Below are 21,822 nucleotides of genomic sequence, written 5' to 3' on the forward strand. Positions count from 1 at the left end.
AATTGAATTTGAGTGCTACCCGACACAGACTATTGAGATGGGGGGGGATGGATGCGGTACATATGTATTGCATTCAATCAATCCGGGTGCACCATCATTACCTTCCGGGTCGCGGGCATAATCCGGGCTTAATCGACGGTGTATTCAATCGTCATATTTGCGAAGGTTTCACCATGCACGTACTGGTTTGCGAAGACGATGAGCTGATCGCCAGCGGCATCGTCGCCGGCCTGACCGCCCAGGGCCTGACCGTGGAACACGTCGCCACGGCGTCCGCCGCCCGGGCAATGCTCAGGGTGGCGGAGTTTGATGTCATGGTGCTCGACCTCGGGTTGCCGGACGAAGACGGCCTCAAGCTGTTGCAGCAATTGCGCCATCAAGGCCTGGAATTGCCGGTTTTGATCCTCACCGCGCGAGATTCGGTCACCGACCGCGTCGATGGCCTGCAAGCCGGTGCCGACGACTATCTGCTCAAACCATTCGACCTGCGCGAACTCGCTGCACGCTTGCACACGCTGTTGCGACGGGTGGCAGGGCGCAGCGTCAACCTGATCGAACACGGCGCCCTGACCTACGACCCGAGCAGCCGCGAAACCACACTCGCTGGCCAGCCGGTGGACCTCTCGCGTCGCGAGCAGTCGTTGCTGCAAGCCTTGTTGCATAACCGTGGCCGGGTGCTGTCCACCGAGCAACTGAAGGACAGCGTCTACGGTTTCAACGACGAGCTGGAAAGCAACGCCCTCAACGTCCATATCCATCACCTGCGGCGCAAGCTCGGCAACGGCATTGTCGAGACCGTGCGCGGCCTGGGTTATCGCCTGGGGCCGGCTGATGGCGGAGAAGAATCGAAGTGATGAGTCTTCGTTTGCGCCTGAGCCTGACGCTCGGCGCCGCCTTTGCGTTGATCTGGGCCCTGGCCGCGGCCTGGATGCTCAGCGATTTGCGCAATCAAATGATGTTTTCCCTCGACCAGCGCCTGGTGGCGTCGGCGCGCATGGTCGCCGGCCTGATGGAGCAACTGCCGCCCGTGCCGAGCAAAGGCGAGGGCACCCACTTCAGCGCCGAACAATTAAACATTCCGGGCGGCATGGCGTGTCAGGTCAGCTCGTTGCGCGGTGAAATCCTCGCCCGCAGTCACACCGAGCCGCAGCAGACCCTGGAGGCCGAGAAACTCGGTTTTCACGATCAGATGATCGACGGCGCGCCGTGGCGCAGCTTCACATTGGCCCGGGGCGATCTGCGCATCACCACCGCCGACCGGCAGATCGAGCGTGAGGCGTTGAACATGTCGATCCTGCTGGCTGCTTCGGTGCCGGTGGGCGTGGCGTTGCTCGGCTGCCTGTGCCTGCTGTGGCTGGGTATCGGCCAGGGGCTGGCGCCGCTCAATCGCATGCGCGACGCCTTGATGCGCCGCAGCGCCGACTCCCTCGAGCCCTTGCAGATCCAGCCGCTGCCCAGCGAGCTGCAACCCTTGCTGGAAACCCAGAACCAGTTGCTCCAGCGCATCGGCAAGACCATCGAGCGCGAACGTCGCCTGACCGGAGACGCGGCCCACGAACTGCGCAGCCCGCTGACCGCGATCAAGACCCACTTGCAAGTGGCACGGATGACCGACGGCAACGCCCGGGACCAGTCCCTGGCCCGGGCCGAAGAGGGGGCGGACCGCATGCACCGGACCCTCGAACAATTGTTGTTGCTGGCGCGGGTCGAGGGCAGTCTGTCGTTCGACGACGGTGTGCAATGCAACGCCGAACAAGTGGCGAAACTGGCGATCCAGGACGCGGCGAACGGCGATCGTCAGCGCATCAGGTTTCAGGCCCCGGGCAAGGTCTCCGCTGCGCCGGTACAAATGCCCGCCGTGCTGTCGATTGCCGCGCTGCGCAACTTGCTCGACAACGCTCTGCGTCATACCCCCGCCGACAAAGCGGTGGAGTTGAGCCTGGAAACCACCGGCAATCGTGTGCAGTTCGTGGTGCGCGACCATGGACCGGGGATTGCCGAAGAAGATCTGCAACACCTGACCCAGCGCTTCTGGCGCAACGGCCAGAGCACCGGTTGTGGTCTGGGCCTGGCGATTGTCCAGGCCATCGTTCAGCGTTGCGGTTGCACGTTGCATTTCGATAGCCGGCCGGACGGCTTGCGGGTCGAGCTGACGATGCCACTGCAACCGGCCTGAAAAAACACCACGCCCCCTTGTAGGAGCGAGCTTGCTCGCGATGGTCGATAACGATAACGCGTGCTTTCTGAATGCACGCGGTGTTCTTGAGTCCATCGCGAGCAGAGCTCGCTCCTACAAAGGTTTCCGTGTTACCGCCTAAATCCCTCAAGCGCTGATGCGTTTCCAGAACAGGAAAACCTTATTGAGGGATCGAGAGATGTCAGTCTCTACCAGCCTTATCGAAGAGCAGCCGGCGACGCCCGCCGAGACGCTTTATCAATTCAATGAATCGCCATTGCTCGCCCGTCAGAGCCAGCAGGAATCCAATTCCCGCAGCTATCCGCGGCGTATTCCCCTGGGACACAACCACCCGGTGGTGATCGAAGCCATTCAACAAGTGCTGACCGATGAACTGCCGCTGCATACCCTGGACCTGACCACGCCAGTCAAGGACCGGTCCGTCCAGCCCGCAGATGCGCTTGATGTCTTCGGCGCGGGGGTTCATAGGCATGCGGGTTGAAACCGGCCGGAATCAGCGGCACCACGTCAGCCTTGTCGCCGACGATGTTCGCCACATAGCTGTAATAATGATGCAGGGTGATGCCGATGCGCAGGCGCTTGGTTTCGTCGGCGCTGGCCAGTGATGGCAGCAGGCAGCCCAGAAGCCCCACCAGCAGCAGGCGCAGGAAAGATTGTTGAGATGAAGTAGGCATGGGAAAGCGGTCTTCTCTCGGGTGAAGGCGAGGTTTCAGTGCCAGTGCTGGCGGGTCACGCCGGCATCGAATTGCGCGACGATCTGCTGCCAGGCGGCGCTTTCGAGCGTGGCGTCGCTGAGGTCGGCCGGTGCCGTGAGATTGCCAGCGCGGTTGAGCCAGATGTCCGGTGCGGCATCGTCGGTTGCGCTCATGCGCAGCAGAAACGAACCGGCGACTGTCGGCTTCTGGCTCTGGCCGAAGTAGGCCTTGGTTTCGAGCAGATGCCAGGCGTGACCGCCACGGCTGACGGCACTTGCATCCTGGGCAAACGGGGCAAAACCTTCCTCGGCGAGGGCCTCGGGAGTCGGCAGCGTTTGCTGTTCCTGACGCAGCAAATGGATCTCGTCCAGCGTCACCCGCAAATCGGCGTAGATGCCTTGCTCGGCAGCACTGAGGTCGCGGCGGGCATCCAGTTGATGGCTGCTGACGCTGCTCACCTCATGGGTTTCACCGCGCCAGAGCACCACGGTCCCTGCGACCGCGAGAATCACCAGGCACAGCAACAGAATGTAGAGGGTTTCGTGGCCGGCCCCGGCCGGGCGCACGACTTGGGTCGTTGGAGTGCTCATGGTGCTTCGATGTCCGCCTGGTCAATTTCCACCACGTGGCCGGGGCCGGCATCGAACAGCACATAGAACTCGGCGCCGGGTTTCTTGAAGGTCAGGGTCGAATCAGGCCCGAGCTTGCCCGGCACCAGAATGGTTTCGTCGTAGCCGATCACATCGAGGGTCACGCCCGGAGCGCCGCTGCCGTCGGAAAAACTGCCGGTGCACTGGATCTGTTCGGCGTCGATGGCCTTGCATTCGCACATCGGATTGTGGGCCAGGGCGCTGGTGCTGAAGCCGGCGCAGAGCACCAGCAACACTGCATTGAGCGGGCGAAGAGGGTTGATCATGGTTTGCCTCCTTGTTTGTTCAGCCAGGCGATGGTGGCGGGGGATGCCTGACTCAACGGAATGGATGCCTGATGCAAGGTGCCGTCCCAGCCTTCCATGGTGACCCACAGTTCAGCGTCGGCCGTGGTCCTTTCCGGGACGGGCAGCGAGGCGCTCATGCGGTACGGGGCGCCGAAGAAAATCACCCCGGCGGCGCGCAGGCTGCGGGGTTTGCCAATACGCAGGTAAGTGGCCTTGACCTGTCCGATACAGGCATCGCACAGCGCGGCATTGAAGCCTTTCATGTAACCGGCCGGTCCTTCGAGCAGCGGGGCTGAGTTGCGCAATTCCGCCAGGCGCAGGCTCCAGGGGCCGACCCGGACTTCGCCGACTTCGCGTTCGCCCAGGCCGCTGTCGCCACGCATCAACGCTTCGTCGGCGAAATACTTGGGCATGAACCCCAGTGGAATCAGCAGCAACAGGACATTCAGGTGAAAGCGCCATTTGTGCCAGAACACGCTCAGGCGCGAGGGTTGCGAGGCCGCAGTGACTTTGCTCACAGGTTGGCCTCCGACGCTTCGTTGTTCGTGGCCGGTTGCGCCGCAGTGCCGCGCTGTTTCTTGTGGCTGCGTTTGAAGGCGTTGGCCGTGGCCAGTGCCGTGCGTTTGGTCCAGATCAGCAGACCGCTGAGCACCATCATGCTCAGCAGCAGGCCGAAGAATGCCCAGATCAGTTTGATCCACAGTCCGCCGAAATCTCCGGTGTGCAGCGGGCGCATGGACTCGGTGACGAACTCCAGGGCCGAGCGGTCCGAGATCAAGCGCGTGGCGGCGATTTCGCCGTTGTACGGGTTGAGGGTGGCGGTTTGAAACATCAATGGATACCAACCGCGTCCGCCGACATCCAGGTGGCTGTAGGCATTGCCCGGCAGGCTGACGAAGCTGGCTTCCAGGCCGGAGATTTTCTGCGTGGCGATTTCAATTGCGCGGTCGAGGTCGATACGTGGCGGGGGCGAGCCATCAGGCGACAGGGGCACCGCTTCGCGGGACATCGCCGGGATGATCTTTTCCGTGGAAATGGAAATCTGGTTATCGGACAGCAAGGCCTGGATCAGGAACCAGGTGCCGGTGATGGAAATCACCGCGATGAACCAGATCGACCAGATGCCGCTCAAGCGGTGAAAGTCGCCCCAGAAAATTCGCGCGCCGTGGCGAATACGCAAGGTCGGGCGGAAAAAACCTTTCCAGAAACGTTTGTAGACCACAAGCCCCGTGACCAGCGAAGCCAGCAGTGGCAGACCGAGAAACGACACCAGGTACCAGCCCCAGCTGTAACCGTTGGTGAACGGTACCAGCCACCAAGCGTGCAAGGCGCGGGTGAAGGCGCGGAAGTTGAACTCCGGCGCGACACCCTGGATCACGCCGCTGTACGGATTGACATAAATCACCACCGAGCGCCCGTCGGGGTAGCTGACTTCGACATCCAGGGCAAAGTGCGATTCGTCGGGGCGGCTGATGCTCTGCACCACGGTCTGCGGTTCGGCCCTGTTGATGGCCTCGATGACCTGCTGATAGCTGAGCAGCGGGGTATCGTCCGAGGGTTGGGTGGCACGCATTGGCGGGTTGGCCAGCCAGACGATTTCCTGGCTGATGACAGCCAGGGTGCCGGTCACACACACAATCAGTACGAAAAACCAGATCGGCAGCGCCAGCCAGCTATGGACCAGGAACCAGATTTTTGAACGGGACTTCTTTGACATGTTGGAGGTCTTGCCTGGATGAGTGGCCGCTCGGCTGCGGGCTTCGCAGGGCTGAGTGCCGTAAAGGTCCAGTCATGGCTTTTGCCTACGCGAAAGGACTGCATCTAGGTAGGACGGATGAGCAGGGGAAATCCCGAAAGGGGAAATGAAAGAAAATGTTTCGCGAGAGGCAGAGAGGCAGAGCGAGCGGAACAAGCCCACTCCCACAGGGTCCATCAGTGATCACAGGTCCCGCGTAAGATCGGGGACCCACTGTGGGAGCGAGCCTGCTCGCGATGAGGACCGAGAGGGTAACGAAGGTCTCAACCCTGACTGAACATCTCCTTCGCCCGTTGTTCAATCTGCTCCTGGGTCAGGTCTTCCTTGCGCGTAGCCAGGAACCACACGTGCCCGTAGGGATCCTTCAAGGTGCCCGTACGGTCGCCGTAAAACTGATCCTTGACCTCGGATACAACGGTTGCGCCGGCATCGATGGCTTGTTTGTAGGACTTGTCGACATCCGTCACGTACAAATGCAGACCCACGGACGACGAAATGTCCGGGTTGCTCAGCGGTCCTTGATCGCACGGTGTGCCTAGCATGATCGGGCAATCGCCAATGCGCAGTTCGGCGTGACCGACACCGCCATCGGGCATGGCCAGGCGCATGACTTCAATGGCGCCGAAGGCTTTTTTGTAGAAATCGATGGCTTGGGCAGCTTTGTTGATGCCCAGGTAGGGGGTGATGCTGTGATACCCCTCTGGAATGGGTTTGACGCTCATGATGGATCTCCCTGTTCCTGTTCTGCGAATAGATAGACAGTGCCTGCGCCGTTACTCGGCCGAATAAATATAGGTCAGCCTCTTTCGCGCTCACCGAGCGCCCGACGAGCAGCAGCGCCACACTAGTGCCATCAAGTCGGCTCCAGCCAGTGCGCTCCCGGCCCGCGCTCTCCCGGCACATCGACAATGATCGCCATTTCTTGATAGCCACTATTGAAAGCGTTGATTTCTGCTGCCCGGAAGGCGCGGGTAGCCTGTGTTCATTGCCTCGAACCCAGTCGCCAGGACGCCAAAATGAAACCGATGATTGCCACTTTGCTGATGCTCGCCGTCTCCGTACTCGCCGGATGTGCCAGCCATGTTTCTCCTGAGCTCCGCCCTTACACCGCTGAAGAAAGCAAGGAACTGGCACTGGAGGCGCTGAACCGCCGCGGTTTGTCCTTCGACGAATACCATGCGAAAAAAGCCGAACTGCTCGGCCAGCCGCAGAAGGCGTTCGGCTTCGACAACCAGGGTGAAATGAACGCCGGGCGATCTGTACAGCTGCACGGTCGTCCGAGCTGAGACAAAACTGTACTGCTCCAAGTTTCGCGTAACTGTCCGTGGGTTTCGCCCAAGGTGTGCGATAGGGTCAACACCTGACCGACCCTGACGGACTGCCACCCATGACGCTCTCACTCGATCTGCTGCTGGGCTTCGCCCTGTTTGCCCTCGTTACCTCGATCACGCCCGGCCCGAACAACACCATGTTGCTGGCATCCGGGGTGAACTTCGGATTCAACCGCACGATTCCGCACATGCTCGGAATAACCTGTGGCTTTTTCGTACTGGTGGTGGCGGTCGGTTTTGGCCTTGGCGCGGTGTTCCAGACTTACCCTTTGCTCTACACCGTGCTGCGCTATGTGGGGGCGGCGTATTTGCTATATCTGGCCTGGAAAATCGCCCATTCCGGACCAATGTCGGAGAGCCAGCAGGGCGAGGCGAAACCGATCAGCTATTTGGGCGCCGCCGCATTCCAGTGGGTCAATCCGAAGGCCTGGATCATGGCCATTGGCGCCATCAGCACCTACACGCCGATGCAGGGTTACTTCACTAATGTGATCGTGATAGCGGCCGTCTTTGCGATCATCAACCTGCCGAGCGTCGGTGTCTGGGCCGCTTGCGGCACACTGTTGCGCAACGTTCTGAAGGACCGCCGCTGGCTGCGCCTGTTCAATTGGGGCATGGCCGCGCTGCTCGTGGGTTCGCTGTATCCGCTGTTGCTCGAAAGCATTAGCTGACGCATTGCTTCAACCGGTTGCCCGATGCCTGTTAAGCTGACTTTTCAGGAGCGTTCCTACGCACTATTAAATGAAGTAGTTCTTCTTTAACGGCATCCGATCAGGTATTGGTAACGTTCTGAAAACCGCGCGCAGCTCACAAGGCTGCGCTTTGCCGTTTGCAGTCACGAGCTTCCTGACCCCGGAACACGCTCTGCGAGTCTTTTATGAATAAACGTCCGTTGTATTTCGACTACGCCGCCACTACGCCGGTGGATGAGCGGGTCATCAAGGTGATGGTCGAGTGTCTGGGCTTTACCGGCAATTTCGGCAACCCGGCTTCCAGCTCCCACGCATTCGGCCAGCAGGCCCGGCAATCGGTGGAACAGGCGCGACGCCAGGTCGCCGAACTGGTCGGCGCGACACCTGAACAGATCGTCTGGACCTCAGGCGCCACCGAATCCAACAACCTCGCGCTCAAAGGCGTAGCCCAGGGTCGTGGCACTGGCGGTGGTCATATCATCACCAGCCAGATCGAACACAAGGCCATTCTCGATACCGCCAGGCAACTGCAGGATGCCGGTGTAGCGGTGACTTATCTGGTGCCGGACGCCGATGGCCTGATCACCGCGCAAGCGGTCAGCGAAGCCATGCGCGAGGACACCTTCCTGGTCTCGCTGATGCTGGTCAACAACGAACTGGGCACCCTCAACGACATTCCCGCCATCGGTCAGGTCGTGCGTGATCGCGGGGCGTTATTCCATGTCGACGCCGCGCAGGGCGCGGGCAAAGTGGCGATCGACCTCGCGCAGTGGCCGGTGGACCTGATGTCTTTTTCCGCACATAAACTGTACGGCCCCAAAGGCATCGGTGCGTTGTACGTCGGTCCGCGTGCACAACAGCGTTTGCAGGCGCAGATCCATGGCGGTGGGCATGAGGGCGGTTTGCGTTCCGGCACCCTGGCGACCCATCAGATCGCGGCCATGGGCTCGGCCTTCGCACTGGCGGCGGCTGCGTTCGATGAAGAGAAGGCCACCATAGTGCGTTTGCGTGAACGCTTGCTCGAGCAACTGTTGAGCATTCCCGGTGTACGGCTCAATGGCAGCCCGACCCGGCGCATTCCCCATACCCTGAGCCTGACCTTCAGCGAAGGCGAGTTCAACCCGGCAGCGTTGCTGTCCTCGATCGCGTTTTCCGCGACCTCGGCCTGCAATTCCGCCAGCAATACCCCATCCCATGTACTGCTGGCCCTGGGGCACGATGCCCGCTCGGCCAGTCGCACCATCCGCTTGAGCCTCGGGCGTTTCACCACCGAGCGGGATATCGACCAGGCGGTTCAACTGATCAAGGCAGCCTGCGCCAGTGCTCCGGCATTCTGGCAATAGGGCGACGAAGTGCCGACGTTGATCGGTACTCAACAATAATGATGAAGTGGTTAGCAGGAGACACGATGAATACGCAGCTTTCGATTAATGGATCGGTGCCCCAGCGCCTGGCGCAAACCCGCGAACTGATGAGCCGGGAGGGCATTCACGCCTTGCTGGTGCCGTCGGCCGACCCGCACCTGTCCGAATACCTGCCGGGTTACTGGCAGGGGCGCCAGTGGTTGTCGGGTTTCCATGGTTCGGTCGGTACCTTGATCGTGACCCCGGATTTTGCCGGCGTCTGGGCCGACAGCCGTTATTGGGAGCAAGCGACCAAGGAGCTCAAGGGCAGTGGCATTGATCTGGTCAAGCTGCAACCGGGTCAACCCGGGCCACTGGAATGGCTCGCCGAGCAAACCCCCGAAGGTGGCGTTGTCGCCGTCGATGGCGCGGTCATGGCCGTGGCTTCGGCACGGACCCTGGGCGGAAAACTTGAAGAGCGTGGCGCCCGTCTGCGCACCGACCTCGATCTGTTGAGCGGAGTCTGGAGCGACCGCCCAAGCCTGCCGAACGAACCGATCTATCAACACTTGCCACCACAGGCGACCGTCAGCCGTGGCGAAAAACTCGCCAAGCTGCGTGAAGCCCTTAAGGCACGGGGTGCCGACTGGCATTTCATCGCCACCCTCGATGACATCGCCTGGCTGTTCAACCTGCGTGGCGGCGACGTGTCGTTCAACCCGGTATTCGTTTCTTTCGCCTTGATCAATCAGCAACAGGCCACGCTGTTTGTCGCCTTGAGCAAGGTCAGCGCCGAGCTGCGCGCCATCCTCGAACAGGACGGCGTGACTTTGCGCGACTACAGCGAAGTCGCTGCCGCACTGCGCGCAGTGCCGAGCGGCGCGAGCCTGCAAGTCGACCCGGCGCGGGTCACGGCGGGGTTGCTGGACAACCTCGACAGCGGGGTGAAACTGATCGAAGGCCTGAACCCGACCACCCTGGCCAAATCGCAAAAAAGCCTGGCCGATGCCGAACACATCCGTCAGGCCATGGAGCAAGACGGCGCAGCGCTGTGCGAATTCTTCGCCTGGCTGGACTCGGCACTGGGCCGCGAGCGCATCACCGAACTGACCATCGACGAAAAACTCACCGCCGCCCGTGAGCGCCGTCCGGATTATGTGTCGCTGAGCTTCAATACCATCGCCGCGTTCAACGCCAATGGCGCGATGCCGCACTACCACGCCACCGAAGAAGAACACGCGGTGATCGAAGGGGACGGTCTGTTGTTGATCGACTCCGGCGGCCAGTACCTGGGCGGCACCACCGACATCACGCGGATGGTTGCGGTAGGCACACCGACCGATGAGCAAAAACGCGATTGCACCCGCGTCCTCAAGGGCGTGATTGCCTTGTCCCGCGCGCAGTTCCCGAAAGGCATTCTGTCGCCGCTGCTCGATGCCATCGCCCGTGCGCCCATCTGGGCGGAAAGTGTCGACTACGGTCACGGCACCGGGCATGGCGTCGGTTACTTCCTGAACGTCCACGAAGGTCCGCAAGTCATCGCCTATCAGGCCGCACCTGCACCGCAAACCGCGATGTTGCCCGGCATGATCACGTCCATCGAGCCGGGCACCTATCGTCCGGGTCGTTGGGGGGTGCGGATCGAAAACCTGGCGATGAACCGTGAGGCAGGCAAAAGCGAATTTGGCGAGTTCCTGAAGTTCGAAACGCTGACCCTGTGCCCGATCGACACGCGCTGCCTGGAAGCATCGCTGCTGTCGGACGAGGAAAAACAGTGGTTCAACGCCTATCACGCCGAAGTGCGCGAACGCCTGAGTCCGCTGGTCGAGGGTGCCGCACTGGAGTGGCTGAACACTCGTACCGCGGCTATTTGATTGCTTTCAGTTCGGGCGCTGTCTCCAGCGCCTGGCTCATGTAGTCAACAAAGGCTTTGACCCTGGCGGATTGGCGACGATTCGCCGGGGATACGGCATGTATCGGCAGCGACAGCGTGCTGTAGTCCTGCAAAATCGCGATCACCCGGCCAGCTTTCAGGTCTTCGCTGAACAGCCACACCGGTGACAGCGCAATCCCCAATCCCTCCAGCACCAGTTCACGGATCGCCTCGGAATTGTTGCTCTGCGCATTGCCCTCGATCCGCACTTCGTGACGTTGGGCGTCTTTTGTGTACACCCACAGGTTTTGACTGCTCAGCAGATTGAACATCAGGCAGTTGTGTCTGCTCAGTTCCTGTGGTGTTTGTGGTTGGCCGTTTTGCCTGAGGTAGTCAGGTGATGCGACGGTCACCCGGTGGGTCGTGCCAACATGGCGAGCGATCAGGCCACTGTCGTTCAGGGCACCGATCCGGAAGGTGACGTCCAGCCCTTCGCTGACCAGATCCTGGTTTTGATCGCTCAGTTGCAGGTCTATCTGTACGTCAGGGTAGTGTTTGAGAAAGCCCGGCAATCGGGGGGCGATCTGCAATCGTCCGAAACTGACCGACGAGCCGATTTTCAACGGTCCGGCGACCCTTTCCCGACCGGACTGGAAGCTATGCTCTGCCGCATCCACGGCGGCGAGGATGATTCGGCATTCGTTGTAGTACCGCTGACCTTCATCCGTCAGGGATAACTTGCGGGTGCTGCGGGCAATCAGCTTTCCACCCAGCTGTGTTTCCAGCGCTTGCAGCACTTTGCTGATGGTCGGCTGACTGGTCTGCATCTCCCGGGCAACGGCGGAAAAGCTGCCCCGCTCGACCACCCGTACGAAAATCGCCATTGCATTGAGCTTGTCCACGGGATCCCTCATTGATGCTTTTTTGGCATGGTTACTATAGCTATATAGCGTCTTATCAGCATGAGTTGGTCAAGGCAAGATTGATCCTGCATTCACTTCTGATGGGACATTGCGAAATGACTGACTCACTGGATATGCGCGCTCTGATGGTCGACTCGGCCAATGCGCCGTTACGCCTGGTTTCTATCGCACGGCCGGTGCCCCAGGCGGGGCAGGTATTGGTCAGGATCAAGGCCAGTGGTGTGAATCCGCTGGATGGCAAAATCCGCTCCGGGCAGGCGGCTCATGCACGTCAATCGTTACCGGCGATATTGGGTATGGATCTGGCCGGAACCGTAGAAACGTTGGGGGAGGGTGTCAGTGGCTGGCTGCCGGGGGATGAGGTGTACGCCATGGCCACCGGCATTGGTGGTATTCAAGGTTCATTGGCCGAATACGCGGCAGTTGATGCACGGCTGTTGGCTCGCAAACCGCACAACTTGAGCATGCGCGAGGCTGCCGGATTGCCCCTGGTGCTGATCACCGCTTGGGAAGGTCTGGTGGACCGGGCTCGCGTTCGACCCGGGCAGACGGTATTGATTCATGGCGGTGCCGGTGGCGTCGGGCATGTCGCCGTGCAAATCGCCTGCGCTTTTGGTGCTGAGGTTTTCGCCACGGGTTCGGCCGGGCAGCAATCGATCATCGAAGGGTTCGGCGCGACGTTTATTGATTACCGCAAGTCTTCAGTCGAAGACTATGTGGCTGAGCATACGGCCGGAGAGGGCTTCGACATTGTCTATGACACCGTTGGGGGGAAAACGCTGGATGCGTCATTCAAGGCGGCACGGATGTATCACGGTCATGTGCTCAGTTGCCTTGGTTGGGGGCAGCACAGCCTGGCACCGCTTTCCTTTCGCGGGGCGACTTACTCCGGTGTCTTCACTTTGCTGCCGCTCCTGACGGGCAAAGGGCGTGAGCATCACGGCGAGATTCTGCACGAGGCGGCACGGTTGATAGAGGCGGGTAAGCTCTTGCCATTGCTTGACCCGCACTCGTTCACATTGCAGACCGCAGAAGCCGCCCATGCACTGCTCTTGTCGGGAGCGGGAAAGGGGCGGTTGGTGGTCGAGTTTTAACTCAAGGCTTCGAGTACGAAGTCCAGCCGATCCTGACCGAAGTACAACTGGTTGCCGACAAACATGCTCGGCGCTCCGAACACCCCTCGCTGCACAGCTTTTTCGGTGTTGTCCTTGAGCACGGCTTTGACTTCTTCATCCGCGGTCAGGGCCAGCACCTCTTGCGGGTCGAAAGCGTTTTCGCTCAGCACCGCCGCGACAGTTGCCGGTTCATCGAGGTTGCGACCGTCGACCCAAATGGCCTTGAACAGGCAATCGATGAACTCTGCAAAGCGTTCAGGGTGGCGCAATTGTATGCCTGTTACGGCACGCATCAGCATCAAGGTGTTGATCGGGAAGTGCGGATTGAATTTCAGAGGTACGCCGTAGCGTTTGGCGTAGCGGTCCAGATCCTGAAACATGTAGCGACCCTTTGCCGGGACTGTCACTGGAGAGGCGTTTCCGGTGGCTTTGAACACCCCGCCTAACAAGAGCGGAATGTAGACCAGCCGGCTATCGGTCTGTGCGCAGATTTTCGGTAGCTGGGTGTAGGCCAGATAGGTGGCGGGGCTGCCGAGGTCGAAGTAGAACTCCACGGTTTTGCTCATGTTCAAGGCGCTCGTCTTATTGTTATGTGTGGGGGGGCTTACCAGCGTTCACTCCAGGGGCGAAGGTCCAGCTCGAAGGTCCAGGCATCGCGGGGCTGGCTGTGCAGGTACCAGTAGTTTTCGGCAATATGCTCGGGATCGAGGATGCCATCCTGATCCTTGGTGGCATATTTTTCGGGGAAGCTTTCACGGATGAAGTCGGTATCGATGGCGCCGTCGACGACGATATGGGCAACGTGAATGTTCATCGGCCCGAGCTCCCGGGCCATGCTTTGCGCCAGTGCACGAATGCCGTGCTTGGCACCCGCAAATGCGGCGAACCCGGCAGCGCCACGCATTCCTGCGGTGGCACCGGTGAACAGAATCGTGCCCCGCTGGCGCTTGGCCATGCGCTTGGCCACTTCACGCGCGTTGAGAAAACCGGAAAAACAGGCCATTTCCCAGATCTTGAAATACTTGCGGGCGGTTTCTTCGAGAATGCTGCAAGGCACGTTGGCGCCGATGTTGAAGACAAAGGCCTCGATGGGGCCGATCTGGCTTTCGATCTGCTCGACCAGCGCGATCACGTCTTCTTCTTTACGTGCATCGCAGGCAAACCCGTGGGCCTCGCTACCTTCGGCCTCGATGGCATCCACCAGTGGCTGGAGCTTGTCCGCACTGCGGCGGGTGACGCAGGCGACAAAACCTTCCTGGGCAAAACGCTTGGCAATGGCGCCGCCCGTGGCATCACCTGCACCGACGACCAGTACGACCTTCTTGTTATTCATGGGTAGATCCCTTTTTGGTAAACGATCGTTAACTAAACGAACGTTATGCTACGATTCGACTGACGTCAAGATGATCAACTCTGAGGGAAGGGCAATGCGTTATTCGGCCAGTCACAAGCTGGAAACCAGGCAAAGGCTGCTGGAAAGCAGTGCGCTATCGGCAAAGAAGTCCGGATTTTCAACGGTGGGCGTGGACGGCCTGATGAAAGCGATTGGCTTGAGTGGGGGCGCCTTCTACAGCCACTTTTCATCGAAAGACGAGTTGTTCGCAACCATTGTCGAGCGTGAGCTGGGTCAAAGTCTGGCGCGACTGGGGGAAGGGCAGGACCGTGAAAAGCTTGAGCGCTGCTTGAAACAGTACCTGAGCATGTCTCACGTCGAGAATCCGGAAACCGGTTGTGCGTTACCGGCATTGGGGGCGGAAATTGCCCGTTCCGACGAGACTGTCCGCCAACAGGCAGAACACTGGATTTGTCGGCTGCAGGAAAGTTGGGCGAGGGTTCTGCAAAGCGACAGCCTGGCGTGGGCGATTCTGTCGCAATGTATTGGCGCGCTGGTCGTGGCGCGCATGCTGGCTAGCCCGAATATCCAGCGCACTGTGCTGAAGTCAAGCTACGAGGAAATTGGCCGTCAGATCGCAAGTCCGAGAACCTGACGCGACGGCCCAGCCTACTTGCAGATGACAATCATGCTGCGGCTGGTATAACCCGCAGGGTTGAGGCCAAACGGATAATCGCCGGGTTCTTCCACAGCATCTCCCGACTTGGCAATGACCTTGTATCCCTTGGGTGCGCAGGAGTTGGCGGCGCTGGTGTAGCACTTGTCCCAGGACGAAGACAGTCCGGAACAGTTGATATGTAGCCCTTTCTTGCCGTGCTTGATCTGTGTTTCCGAGGTCGCTGCGCAGCCCGCAATTGCAAGTACGGCGATCAGCATCAAAAATCGTTTCATTACTGTCCTTAAAGCGTCCCGGATCTTGTGCCCGGGTCTGGCTGCATTCGCTTGCACTTGAAGCGTACCGATATCCCTATCTGGAATTGTCCATGGTATGACCCTGGGTTGCGGGGCTAAACATGGCCTAATTGAGCGGCAAATACCAGACCCGTGTCATATCTGCTATCAATCTGCTGCTACTGCTGGCCTGGCGGCACTGCTCATGGTCATGGTTGCGCCGACGGATGCCAGTATGATGCACAGGATTGCCGTCCACTGCGACAGTGAGAGGTATTCATGAAGGAACAGCAAGCCCGATAACGCGCCGAAGGCAGGCTCGATACTCATCAATGTACCGAAGGTTCTGGCCGGCATACGAGTCAGCGCGACCATCTCCAGGGTGTAGGGGAGGGCAGTGGACAAGATGGCGACACCAAGGGCCACAGGGATCAATGATGGGGTCAGCAGGGCGGAACCAGCATGGACAATGCCGATAGGGGCTACGAATAGTGCAGCGATCATTACCCCCAGTGCGGCGGTTTGCACACCATTGTCGGCCCCTGCTTTTTGGCCGAACAAAATGTACAGCGCCCAGCAGACACCTGCACCCAAGGCATAACCGGCGCCTACCAGATCGATTCCTGCGGTCGCTTCTCCCGTCGGAATCAATAACAGTAGGCCAACGGTCGCCAGGGCGATCCACAAGAAGTCGATCGCGCGACGTGAGGCGTAGATCGCCACGGCCAATGGGCCGGTGAACTCAAGAGCCACCGCGATTCCCAGCGGGACTGTTTGCAATGACATATAGAAGAGGAAGTTCATGCCGCCCAGCGCCATCCCGTAGACGATGACGGTGCGCAGGGATCTTGCGGTGAGTTTTGCCCGCCATGGACGCAGTATCAGCATCATGATCACGCTGGCAAAAATCAGTCGTAATGTTGTCGTCCCTTGAGGGCCAACAAGGGAGAACATGCTTTTTGCCAGGGAGGCTCCGGACTGGATCGATGCCATGGCTATGAGCAGCAGCCCAACCGAGAACAGAGTAGAGGCTAGGCTGCGAGGCTGATCATTCATTACGTGGCATCGTCCGAAAATAGGAAGTAAGGGCATTTTTTTTCGTGATGGGCAATATACTGCGCACTCACCGCGGGCGCGTCTATATATAAGCAGCGTTTTTGCATATATCTGTACAAAACCAGAATCAGTGCTTGACGGCAGATTTTGGAGGCCTATAATTCGCCCCACTTCCGGCGCAGTCGAAACGGAAAACTCCTTGGTAAACAAAGAGTTACGCAGTTTTCGGCAGTGGTTGCTTCAGGTCATCGAAGCGCAAAGGAAGTTGAAAAAGAGGTGTTGACAGCAGCGTGTAACGCTGTAGAATTCGCCTCCCGCTGACGAGAGATCGAAAGCGCAAGTGGTTGAAGTTGTTAAGGAAATCCTTGAAAACTTCTGAAAAAATCACTTGACAGCAAATGAGGCTGCTGTAGAATGCGCGCCTCGGTTGAGACGAAAGCTCTTAACCAACCGCTCTTTAACAACTGAATCAAGCAATTCGTGTGGGTGCTTGTGGAGTCAGACTGCTAGTCAACAGATTATCAGCATCACAAGTTACTCCGCGAGAAATCAAAGATGTAACCAACGATTGCTGAGCCAAGTTTAGGGTTTTCTCAAAACCCAAAGATGTTTGAACTGAAGAGTTTGATCATGGCTCAGATTGAACGCTGGCGGCAGGCCTAACACATGCAAGTCGAGCGGATGACAGGAGCTTGCTCCTGAATTCAGCGGCGGACGGGTGAGTAATGCCTAGGAATCTGCCTGGTAGTGGGGGACAACGTTTCGAAAGGAACGCTAATACCGCATACGTCCTACGGGAGAAAGCAGGGGACCTTCGGGCCTTGCGCTATCAGATGAGCCTAGGTCGGATTAGCTAGTTGGTGAGGTAATGGCTCACCAAGGCGACGATCCGTAACTGGTCTGAGAGGATGATCAGTCACACTGGAACTGAGACACGGTCCAGACTCCTACGGGAGGCAGCAGTGGGGAATATTGGACAATGGGCGAAAGCCTGATCCAGCCATGCCGCGTGTGTGAAGAAGGTCTTCGGATTGTAAAGCACTTTAAGTTGGGAGGAAGGGCATTAACCTAATACGTTAGTGTTTTGACGTTACCGACAGAATAAGCACCGGCTAACTCTGTGCCAGCAGCCGCGGTAATACAGAGGGTGCAAGCGTTAATCGGAATTACTGGGCGTAAAGCGCGCGTAGGTGGTTTGTTAAGTTGGATGTGAAAGCCCCGGGCTCAACCTGGGAACTGCATTCAAAACTGACAAGCTAGAGTATGGTAGAGGGTGGTGGAATTTCCTGTGTAGCGGTGAAATGCGTAGATATAGGAAGGAACACCAGTGGCGAAGGCGACCACCTGGACTGATACTGACACTGAGGTGCGAAAGCGTGGGGAGCAAACAGGATTAGATACCCTGGTAGTCCACGCCGTAAACGATGTCAACTAGCCGTTGGGAGCCTTGAGCTCTTAGTGGCGCAGCTAACGCATTAAGTTGACCGCCTGGGGAGTACGGCCGCAAGGTTAAAACTCAAATGAATTGACGGGGGCCCGCACAAGCGGTGGAGCATGTGGTTTAATTCGAAGCAACGCGAAGAACCTTACCAGGCCTTGACATCCAATGAACTTTCCAGAGATGGATGGGTGCCTTCGGGAACATTGAGACAGGTGCTGCATGGCTGTCGTCAGCTCGTGTCGTGAGATGTTGGGTTAAGTCCCGTAACGAGCGCAACCCTTGTCCTTAGTTACCAGCACGTCATGGTGGGCACTCTAAGGAGACTGCCGGTGACAAACCGGAGGAAGGTGGGGATGACGTCAAGTCATCATGGCCCTTACGGCCTGGGCTACACACGTGCTACAATGGTCGGTACAGAGGGTTGCCAAGCCGCGAGGTGGAGCTAATCCCACAAAACCGATCGTAGTCCGGATCGCAGTCTGCAACTCGACTGCGTGAAGTCGGAATCGCTAGTAATCGCGAATCAGAATGTCGCGGTGAATACGTTCCCGGGCCTTGTACACACCGCCCGTCACACCATGGGAGTGGGTTGCACCAGAAGTAGCTAGTCTAACCTTCGGGAGGACGGTTACCACGGTGTGATTCATGACTGGGGTGAAGTCGTAACAAGGTAGCCGTAGGGGAACCTGCGGCTGGATCACCTCCTTAATCGACGACTCAGCTGCTCCATAAGTTCCCACACGAATTGCTTGATTCATTGAAGAAGACGATAAGAAGCAGCCCGAAATTGGGTCTGTAGCTCAGTTGGTTAGAGCGCACCCCTGATAAGGGTGAGGTCGGCAGTTCGAATCTGCCCAGACCCACCAATTTTGTATGGGGCCATAGCTCAGCTGGGAGAGCGCCTGCCTTGCACGCAGGAGGTCAACGGTTCGATCCCGTTTGGCTCCACCACTACTGCTTCTGTTGTAAAAGCTTAGAAATGAGCATTCCATCGAGACGATGATGAATGTTGATTTCTAGTCTTTGACTAGTTCGTTCTTTAAAAATTTGGGTATGTGATAGAAAGATAGACTGAACGTTACTTTCACTGGTAACGGATCAGGCTAAGGTAAAATTTGTGAGTTTAATCGCGAATTTTCGGCGAATGTCGTCTTCACAGTATAACCAGATTGCTTGGGGTTATATGGTCAAGTGAAGAAGCGCATACGGTGGATGCCTTGGCAGTCAGAGGCGATGAAAGACGTGGTAGCCTGCGAAAAGCTTCGGGGAGTCGGCAAACAGACTTTGATCCGGAGATGTCTGAATGGGGAACCCAGCCATCATAAGATGGTTATCTTGTACTGAATACATAGGTGCAAGAGGCGAACCAGGGGAACTGAAACATCTAAGTACCCTGAGGAAAAGAAATCAACCGAGATTCCCTTAGTAGTGGCGAGCGAACGGGGACCAGCCCTTAAGTGGCTTTGAGATTAGCGGAACGCTCTGGAAAGTGCGGCCATAGTGGGTGATAGCCCTGTACGCGAAAATCTCTTGGTCATGAAATCGAGTAGGACGGAGCACGAGAAACTTTGTCTGAATATGGGGGGACCATCCTCCAAGGCTAAATACTACTGACTGACCGATAGTGAACTAGTACCGTGAGGGAAAGGCGAAAAGAACCCCGGAGAGGGGAGTGAAATAGATCCTGAAACCGTATGCGTACAAGCAGTGGGAGCCTACTTTGTTAGGTGACTGCGTACCTTTTGTATAATGGGTCAGCGACTTATTTTCAGTGGCGAGCTTAACCGAATAGGGAGGCGTAGCGAAAGCGAGTCTTAATAGGGCGTCTAGTCGCTGGGAATAGACCCGAAACCGGGCGATCTATCCATGGGCAGGTTGAAGGTTAGGTAACACTGACTGGAGGACCGAACCGACTACCGTTGAAAAGTTAGCGGATGACCTGTGGATCGGAGTGAAAGGCTAATCAAGCTCGGAGATAGCTGGTTCTCCTCGAAAGCTATTTAGGTAGCGCCTCATGTATCACTGTAGGGGGTAGAGCACTGTTTCGGCTAGGGGGTCATCCCGACTTACCAAACCGATGCAAACTCCGAATACCTACAAGTGCCGAGCATGGGAGACACACGGCGGGTGCTAACGTCCGTCGTGAAAAGGGAAACAACCCAGACCGTCAGCTAAGGTCCCAAAGTTATGGTTAAGTGGGAAACGATGTGGGAAGGCTTAGACAGCTAGGAGGTTGGCTTAGAAGCAGCCACCCTTTAAAGAAAGCGTAATAGCTCACTAGTCGAGTCGGCCTGCGCGGAAGATGTAACGGGGCTCAAACCATACACCGAAGCTACGGGTATCATCTTCGGATGATGCGGTAGAGGAGCGTTCTGTAAGCCTGTGAAGGTGAGTTGAGAAGCTTGCTGGAGGTATCAGAAGTGCGAATGCTGACATGAGTAACGACAATGGGTGTGAAAAACACCCACGCCGAAAGACCAAGGTTTCCTGCGCAACGTTAATCGACGCAGGGTTAGTCGGTCCCTAAGGCGAGGCTGAAAAGCGTAGTCGATGGAAAACAGGTTAATATTCCTGTACTTCTGGTTATTGCGATGGAGGGACGGAGAAGGCTAGGCCAGCTTGGCGTTGGTTGTCCAAGTTTAAGGTGGTAGGCTGAGATCTTAGGTAAATCCGGGATCTTAAGGCCGAGAGCTGATGACGAGTTACCCTCTGGGTGACGAAGTGGTTGATGCCATGCTTCCAAGAAAAGCTTCTAAGCTTCAGATAACCAGGAACCGTACCCCAAACCGACACAGGTGGTTGGGTAGAGAATACCAAGGCGCTTGAGAGAACTCGGGTGAAGGAACTAGGCAAAATGGCACCGTAACTTCGGGAGAAGGTGCGCCGGTGAGGGTGAAGCACTTGCTGCGTAAGCCCACGCCGGTCGAAGATACCAGGCCGCTGCGACTGTTTATTAAAAACACAGCACTCTGCAAACACGAAAGTGGACGTATAGGGTGTGACGCCTGCCCGGTGCCGGAAGGTTAATTGATGGGGTTAGCTAACGCGAAGCTCTTGATCGAAGCCCCGGTAAACGGCGGCCGTAACTATAACGGTCCTAAGGTAGCGAAATTCCTTGTCGGGTAAGTTCCGACCTGCACGAATGGCGTAACGATGGCGGCGCTGTCTCCACCCGAGACTCAGTGAAATTGAAATCGCTGTGAAGATGCAGTGTATCCGCGGCTAGACGGAAAGACCCCGTGAACCTTTACTATAGCTTTGCACTGGACTTTGAATTTGCTTGTGTAGGATAGGTGGGAGGCTTTGAAGCGTGGACGCCAGTTCGCGTGGAGCCATCCTTGAAATACCACCCTGGCAACTTTGAGGTTCTAACTCAGGTCCGTTATCCGGATCGAGGACAGTGTATGGTGGGTAGTTTGACTGGGGCGGTCTCCTCCTAAAGAGTAACGGAGGAGTACGAAGGTGCGCTCAGACCGGTCGGAAATCGGTCGTAGAGTATAAAGGCAAAAGCGCGCTTGACTGCGAGACAGACACGTCGAGCAGGTACGAAAGTAGGTCTTAGTGATCCGGTGGTTCTGTATGGAAGGGCCATCGCTCAACGGATAAAAGGTACTCCGGGGATAACAGGCTGATACCGCCCAAGAGTTCATATCGACGGCGGTGTTTGGCACCTCGATGTCGGCTCATCACATCCTGGGGCTGAAGCCGGTCCCAAGGGTATGGCTGTTCGCCATTTAAAGTGGTACGCGAGCTGGGTTTAGAACGTCGTGAGACAGTTCGGTCCCTATCTGCCGTGGACGTTTGAGATTTGAGAGGGGCTGCTCCTAGTACGAGAGGACCGGAGTGGACGAACCTCTGGTGTTCCGGTTGTCACGCCAGTGGCATTGCCGGGTAGCTATGTTCGGGAAAGATAACCGCTGAAAGCATCTAAGCGGGAAACTTGCCTCAAGATGAGATCTCACTGGAGCCTTGAGCTCCCTGAAGGGCCGTCGAAGACTACGACGTTGATAGGTTGGGTGTGTAAGCGCTGTGAGGCGTTGAGCTAACCAATACTAATTGCCCGTGAGGCTTGACCATATAACACCCAAGCAATTTGCATGCTCCTAGTTGAAAAGACGAGAGAGACCAGATTGCGGTGTGTGAAGACGCAAGAACCGAAAGTTCGAGAAACACACAAAT

The 21,822-nt window shown here is 57.7% G+C and carries 18 protein-coding genes, 2 tRNA genes, 2 rRNA genes and 2 pseudogenes; 13 read left to right on the forward strand and 11 right to left on the reverse strand.

The genetic code is table 11. The features are described 5' to 3' along the window. Window positions 1-173 precede the first annotated feature (173 nt). The 3 genes and pseudogenes from ACEN8Z_RS10900 to ACEN8Z_RS10910 form a co-directional block, all read left to right on the forward strand. The gene (locus tag ACEN8Z_RS10900) at window positions 174-854 is read left to right on the forward strand and encodes a response regulator (RefSeq protein WP_095968102.1); all 681 of its coding nucleotides are present in this window, start codon (window positions 174-176) and stop codon (window positions 852-854) included. Continuing rightward, complete coding sequence (locus tag ACEN8Z_RS10905; protein ID WP_495597614.1) at window positions 851-2,176, forward strand: ATP-binding protein; 1,326 nt, start codon at window positions 851-853, stop codon at window positions 2,174-2,176. The genes ACEN8Z_RS10900 and ACEN8Z_RS10905 overlap by 4 nt, the downstream gene beginning before the upstream one ends. Before the next feature lie 199 nt (window positions 2,177-2,375). Beyond that, window positions 2,376-2,651 (forward strand): annotated as a pseudogene (locus tag ACEN8Z_RS10910) (diaminobutyrate--2-oxoglutarate transaminase); the annotation flags it as partial. On the opposite strand, the pseudogene ACEN8Z_RS10915 reads toward ACEN8Z_RS10910, so the two are convergent. From ACEN8Z_RS10915 to ACEN8Z_RS10940, 6 genes and pseudogenes are all read right to left on the reverse strand, one after another. Beyond that, a pseudogene (locus ACEN8Z_RS10915) lies at window positions 2,606-2,871 on the reverse strand (metal ABC transporter solute-binding protein, Zn/Mn family); the annotation flags it as partial. The pseudogenes ACEN8Z_RS10910 and ACEN8Z_RS10915 sit on opposite strands and share 46 nt — an antisense overlap. A 35-nt stretch (window positions 2,872-2,906) precedes the next feature. Continuing rightward, entirely contained in the window at window positions 2,907-3,482 is a 576-nt protein-coding gene (locus ACEN8Z_RS10920) for a DUF6162 family protein (RefSeq protein WP_495597615.1), read from the reverse strand. Continuing rightward, complete coding sequence (locus ACEN8Z_RS10925; RefSeq protein ID WP_495597616.1) at window positions 3,479-3,808, reverse strand: hypothetical protein; 330 nt, start codon at window positions 3,806-3,808, stop codon at window positions 3,479-3,481. Before ACEN8Z_RS10925 ends, ACEN8Z_RS10920 begins: the two co-directional genes overlap by 4 nt. Beyond that, window positions 3,805-4,347, reverse strand: coding sequence for a PA2404 family protein (locus ACEN8Z_RS10930; protein WP_495597617.1), 543 nt, complete (start codon window positions 4,345-4,347; stop codon window positions 3,805-3,807). The genes ACEN8Z_RS10925 and ACEN8Z_RS10930 overlap by 4 nt, the downstream gene beginning before the upstream one ends. Next, a complete protein-coding gene (locus ACEN8Z_RS10935; RefSeq protein ID WP_495597618.1) occupies window positions 4,344-5,546 on the reverse strand; it encodes a PepSY-associated TM helix domain-containing protein in 1,203 nt (400 codons plus the stop codon). The genes ACEN8Z_RS10930 and ACEN8Z_RS10935 overlap by 4 nt, the downstream gene beginning before the upstream one ends. Window positions 5,547-5,848: 302 nt before the next feature. Then, window positions 5,849-6,307 carry a VOC family protein gene (locus tag ACEN8Z_RS10940; protein ID WP_495597619.1) on the reverse strand — a complete coding sequence of 153 codons (459 nt, stop codon included), beginning with the start codon at window positions 6,305-6,307 and terminating at the stop codon, window positions 5,849-5,851. 294 nt (window positions 6,308-6,601) lie between these two features. Between ACEN8Z_RS10940 and ACEN8Z_RS10945 the strand changes: the two genes are divergently transcribed. The 4 genes from ACEN8Z_RS10945 to ACEN8Z_RS10960 all read left to right on the forward strand — a co-directional run bounded on the left by ACEN8Z_RS10945 (window position 6,602) and on the right by ACEN8Z_RS10960 (window position 10,825). After that, entirely contained in the window at window positions 6,602-6,871 is a 270-nt protein-coding gene (locus ACEN8Z_RS10945) for a hypothetical protein (RefSeq protein ID WP_007993944.1), read from the forward strand. Between the two features lie 101 nt (window positions 6,872-6,972). After that, window positions 6,973-7,587 (forward strand): LysE family translocator, encoded by a 615-nt coding sequence (locus ACEN8Z_RS10950; protein ID WP_442098975.1) that lies wholly within the window; start codon window positions 6,973-6,975, stop codon window positions 7,585-7,587. Between the two features lie 206 nt (window positions 7,588-7,793). Beyond that, complete coding sequence (locus ACEN8Z_RS10955) at window positions 7,794-8,951, forward strand: cysteine desulfurase family protein (protein WP_495597620.1); 1,158 nt, start codon at window positions 7,794-7,796, stop codon at window positions 8,949-8,951. Between the two features lie 65 nt (window positions 8,952-9,016). Next, on the forward strand, window positions 9,017-10,825 hold the full coding sequence (locus ACEN8Z_RS10960; protein ID WP_495597621.1) for an aminopeptidase P family protein: 1,809 nt from the start codon (window positions 9,017-9,019) through the stop codon (window positions 10,823-10,825). On the opposite strand, the gene ACEN8Z_RS10965 is transcribed toward ACEN8Z_RS10960, so the two are convergent. Beyond that, entirely contained in the window at window positions 10,818-11,726 is a 909-nt protein-coding gene (locus ACEN8Z_RS10965; protein WP_495597622.1) for a LysR family transcriptional regulator, read from the reverse strand. The two genes, ACEN8Z_RS10960 and ACEN8Z_RS10965, sit on opposite strands and share 8 nt — an antisense overlap. Before the next feature lie 116 nt (window positions 11,727-11,842). On the opposite strand from ACEN8Z_RS10965, the gene ACEN8Z_RS10970 reads away from it, so the two are divergent. Continuing rightward, window positions 11,843-12,841 carry a zinc-dependent alcohol dehydrogenase family protein gene (locus tag ACEN8Z_RS10970; RefSeq protein WP_495597623.1) on the forward strand — a complete coding sequence of 333 codons (999 nt, stop codon included), beginning with the start codon at window positions 11,843-11,845 and terminating at the stop codon, window positions 12,839-12,841. Here the strand turns inward: ACEN8Z_RS10970 and ACEN8Z_RS10975 are convergent. Together ACEN8Z_RS10975 and ACEN8Z_RS10980 are read right to left on the reverse strand one after the other, a co-directional pair. Then, entirely contained in the window at window positions 12,838-13,428 is a 591-nt protein-coding gene (locus tag ACEN8Z_RS10975; RefSeq protein WP_495597624.1) for a 2-hydroxychromene-2-carboxylate isomerase, read from the reverse strand. The genes ACEN8Z_RS10970 and ACEN8Z_RS10975 overlap by 4 nt on opposite strands. A 38-nt stretch (window positions 13,429-13,466) precedes the next feature. Then, window positions 13,467-14,195, reverse strand: coding sequence for an SDR family oxidoreductase (locus tag ACEN8Z_RS10980; RefSeq protein ID WP_495597625.1), 729 nt, complete (start codon window positions 14,193-14,195; stop codon window positions 13,467-13,469). Window positions 14,196-14,289: 94 nt separating this feature from the next. Here ACEN8Z_RS10980 and ACEN8Z_RS10985 point away from each other — a divergent pair, with 94 nt between their 5' ends. Next, the gene (locus ACEN8Z_RS10985; RefSeq protein ID WP_495597626.1) at window positions 14,290-14,850 is read left to right on the forward strand and encodes a TetR/AcrR family transcriptional regulator; all 561 of its coding nucleotides are present in this window, start codon (window positions 14,290-14,292) and stop codon (window positions 14,848-14,850) included. Window positions 14,851-14,864: 14 nt separating this feature from the next. Here ACEN8Z_RS10985 and ACEN8Z_RS10990 read toward each other — a convergent pair whose 3' ends face one another. Together ACEN8Z_RS10990 and rhtA are read right to left on the reverse strand one after the other, a co-directional pair. Beyond that, a complete protein-coding gene (locus ACEN8Z_RS10990; protein ID WP_007993936.1) occupies window positions 14,865-15,146 on the reverse strand; it encodes a hypothetical protein in 282 nt (93 codons plus the stop codon). Window positions 15,147-15,314: 168 nt separating this feature from the next. Next, on the reverse strand, window positions 15,315-16,202 hold the full coding sequence (gene rhtA, locus ACEN8Z_RS10995) for a threonine/homoserine exporter RhtA (RefSeq protein WP_495597627.1): 888 nt from the start codon (window positions 16,200-16,202) through the stop codon (window positions 15,315-15,317). Window positions 16,203-16,814: 612 nt separating this feature from the next. Between rhtA and ACEN8Z_RS11000 the strand changes: the two genes are divergently transcribed. The 4 genes from ACEN8Z_RS11000 (at window position 16,815) to ACEN8Z_RS11015 (ending at window position 21,720) form a co-directional block, all read left to right on the forward strand. Continuing rightward, window positions 16,815-18,351: ribosomal RNA gene (locus ACEN8Z_RS11000) — 16S ribosomal RNA — on the forward strand. Between the two features lie 81 nt (window positions 18,352-18,432). Next, window positions 18,433-18,509 (forward strand) — tRNA-Ile (locus ACEN8Z_RS11005). A gap of 9 nt (window positions 18,510-18,518) precedes the next feature. After that, window positions 18,519-18,594 (forward strand) — tRNA-Ala (locus tag ACEN8Z_RS11010). 234 nt (window positions 18,595-18,828) lie between these two features. After that, window positions 18,829-21,720 (forward strand): 23S ribosomal RNA (locus tag ACEN8Z_RS11015). Together the 16S and 23S rRNA genes with 2 tRNA genes alongside form the textbook arrangement of a ribosomal RNA operon. Window positions 21,721-21,822: the final 102 nt, after the last annotated feature.

This window comes from Pseudomonas sp. Pseusp10, from assembly GCF_059492225.1.

Bases quoted from the DNA above. Each gene is read 5' to 3' on its own strand.
- ACEN8Z_RS10900 (WP_095968102.1), top strand. From the start codon at position 174: ATGCACGTACTGGTTTGCGAAGACGATGAGCTGATCGCCAGCGGCATC.
- ACEN8Z_RS10920 (WP_495597615.1), bottom strand. From the start codon at position 3,482: ATGAGCACTCCAACGACCCAAGTCGTGCGCCCGGCCGGGGCCGGCCAC.
- ACEN8Z_RS10925 (WP_495597616.1), bottom strand. From the start codon at position 3,808: ATGATCAACCCTCTTCGCCCGCTCAATGCAGTGTTGCTGGTGCTCTGC.
- ACEN8Z_RS10935 (WP_495597618.1), bottom strand. From the start codon at position 5,546: ATGTCAAAGAAGTCCCGTTCAAAAATCTGGTTCCTGGTCCATAGCTGG.
- ACEN8Z_RS10940 (WP_495597619.1), bottom strand. From the start codon at position 6,307: ATGAGCGTCAAACCCATTCCAGAGGGGTATCACAGCATCACCCCCTAC.
- ACEN8Z_RS10945 (WP_007993944.1), top strand. From the start codon at position 6,602: ATGAAACCGATGATTGCCACTTTGCTGATGCTCGCCGTCTCCGTACTC.
- ACEN8Z_RS10950 (WP_442098975.1), top strand. From the start codon at position 6,973: ATGACGCTCTCACTCGATCTGCTGCTGGGCTTCGCCCTGTTTGCCCTC.
- ACEN8Z_RS10955 (WP_495597620.1), top strand. From the start codon at position 7,794: ATGAATAAACGTCCGTTGTATTTCGACTACGCCGCCACTACGCCGGTG.
- ACEN8Z_RS10960 (WP_495597621.1), top strand. From the start codon at position 9,017: ATGAATACGCAGCTTTCGATTAATGGATCGGTGCCCCAGCGCCTGGCG.
- ACEN8Z_RS10970 (WP_495597623.1), top strand. From the start codon at position 11,843: ATGACTGACTCACTGGATATGCGCGCTCTGATGGTCGACTCGGCCAAT.
- ACEN8Z_RS10975 (WP_495597624.1), bottom strand. From the start codon at position 13,428: ATGAGCAAAACCGTGGAGTTCTACTTCGACCTCGGCAGCCCCGCCACC.
- ACEN8Z_RS10980 (WP_495597625.1), bottom strand. From the start codon at position 14,195: ATGAATAACAAGAAGGTCGTACTGGTCGTCGGTGCAGGTGATGCCACG.
- ACEN8Z_RS10985 (WP_495597626.1), top strand. From the start codon at position 14,290: ATGCGTTATTCGGCCAGTCACAAGCTGGAAACCAGGCAAAGGCTGCTG.
- ACEN8Z_RS10990 (WP_007993936.1), bottom strand. From the start codon at position 15,146: ATGAAACGATTTTTGATGCTGATCGCCGTACTTGCAATTGCGGGCTGC.
- rhtA (WP_495597627.1), bottom strand. From the start codon at position 16,202: ATGAATGATCAGCCTCGCAGCCTAGCCTCTACTCTGTTCTCGGTTGGG.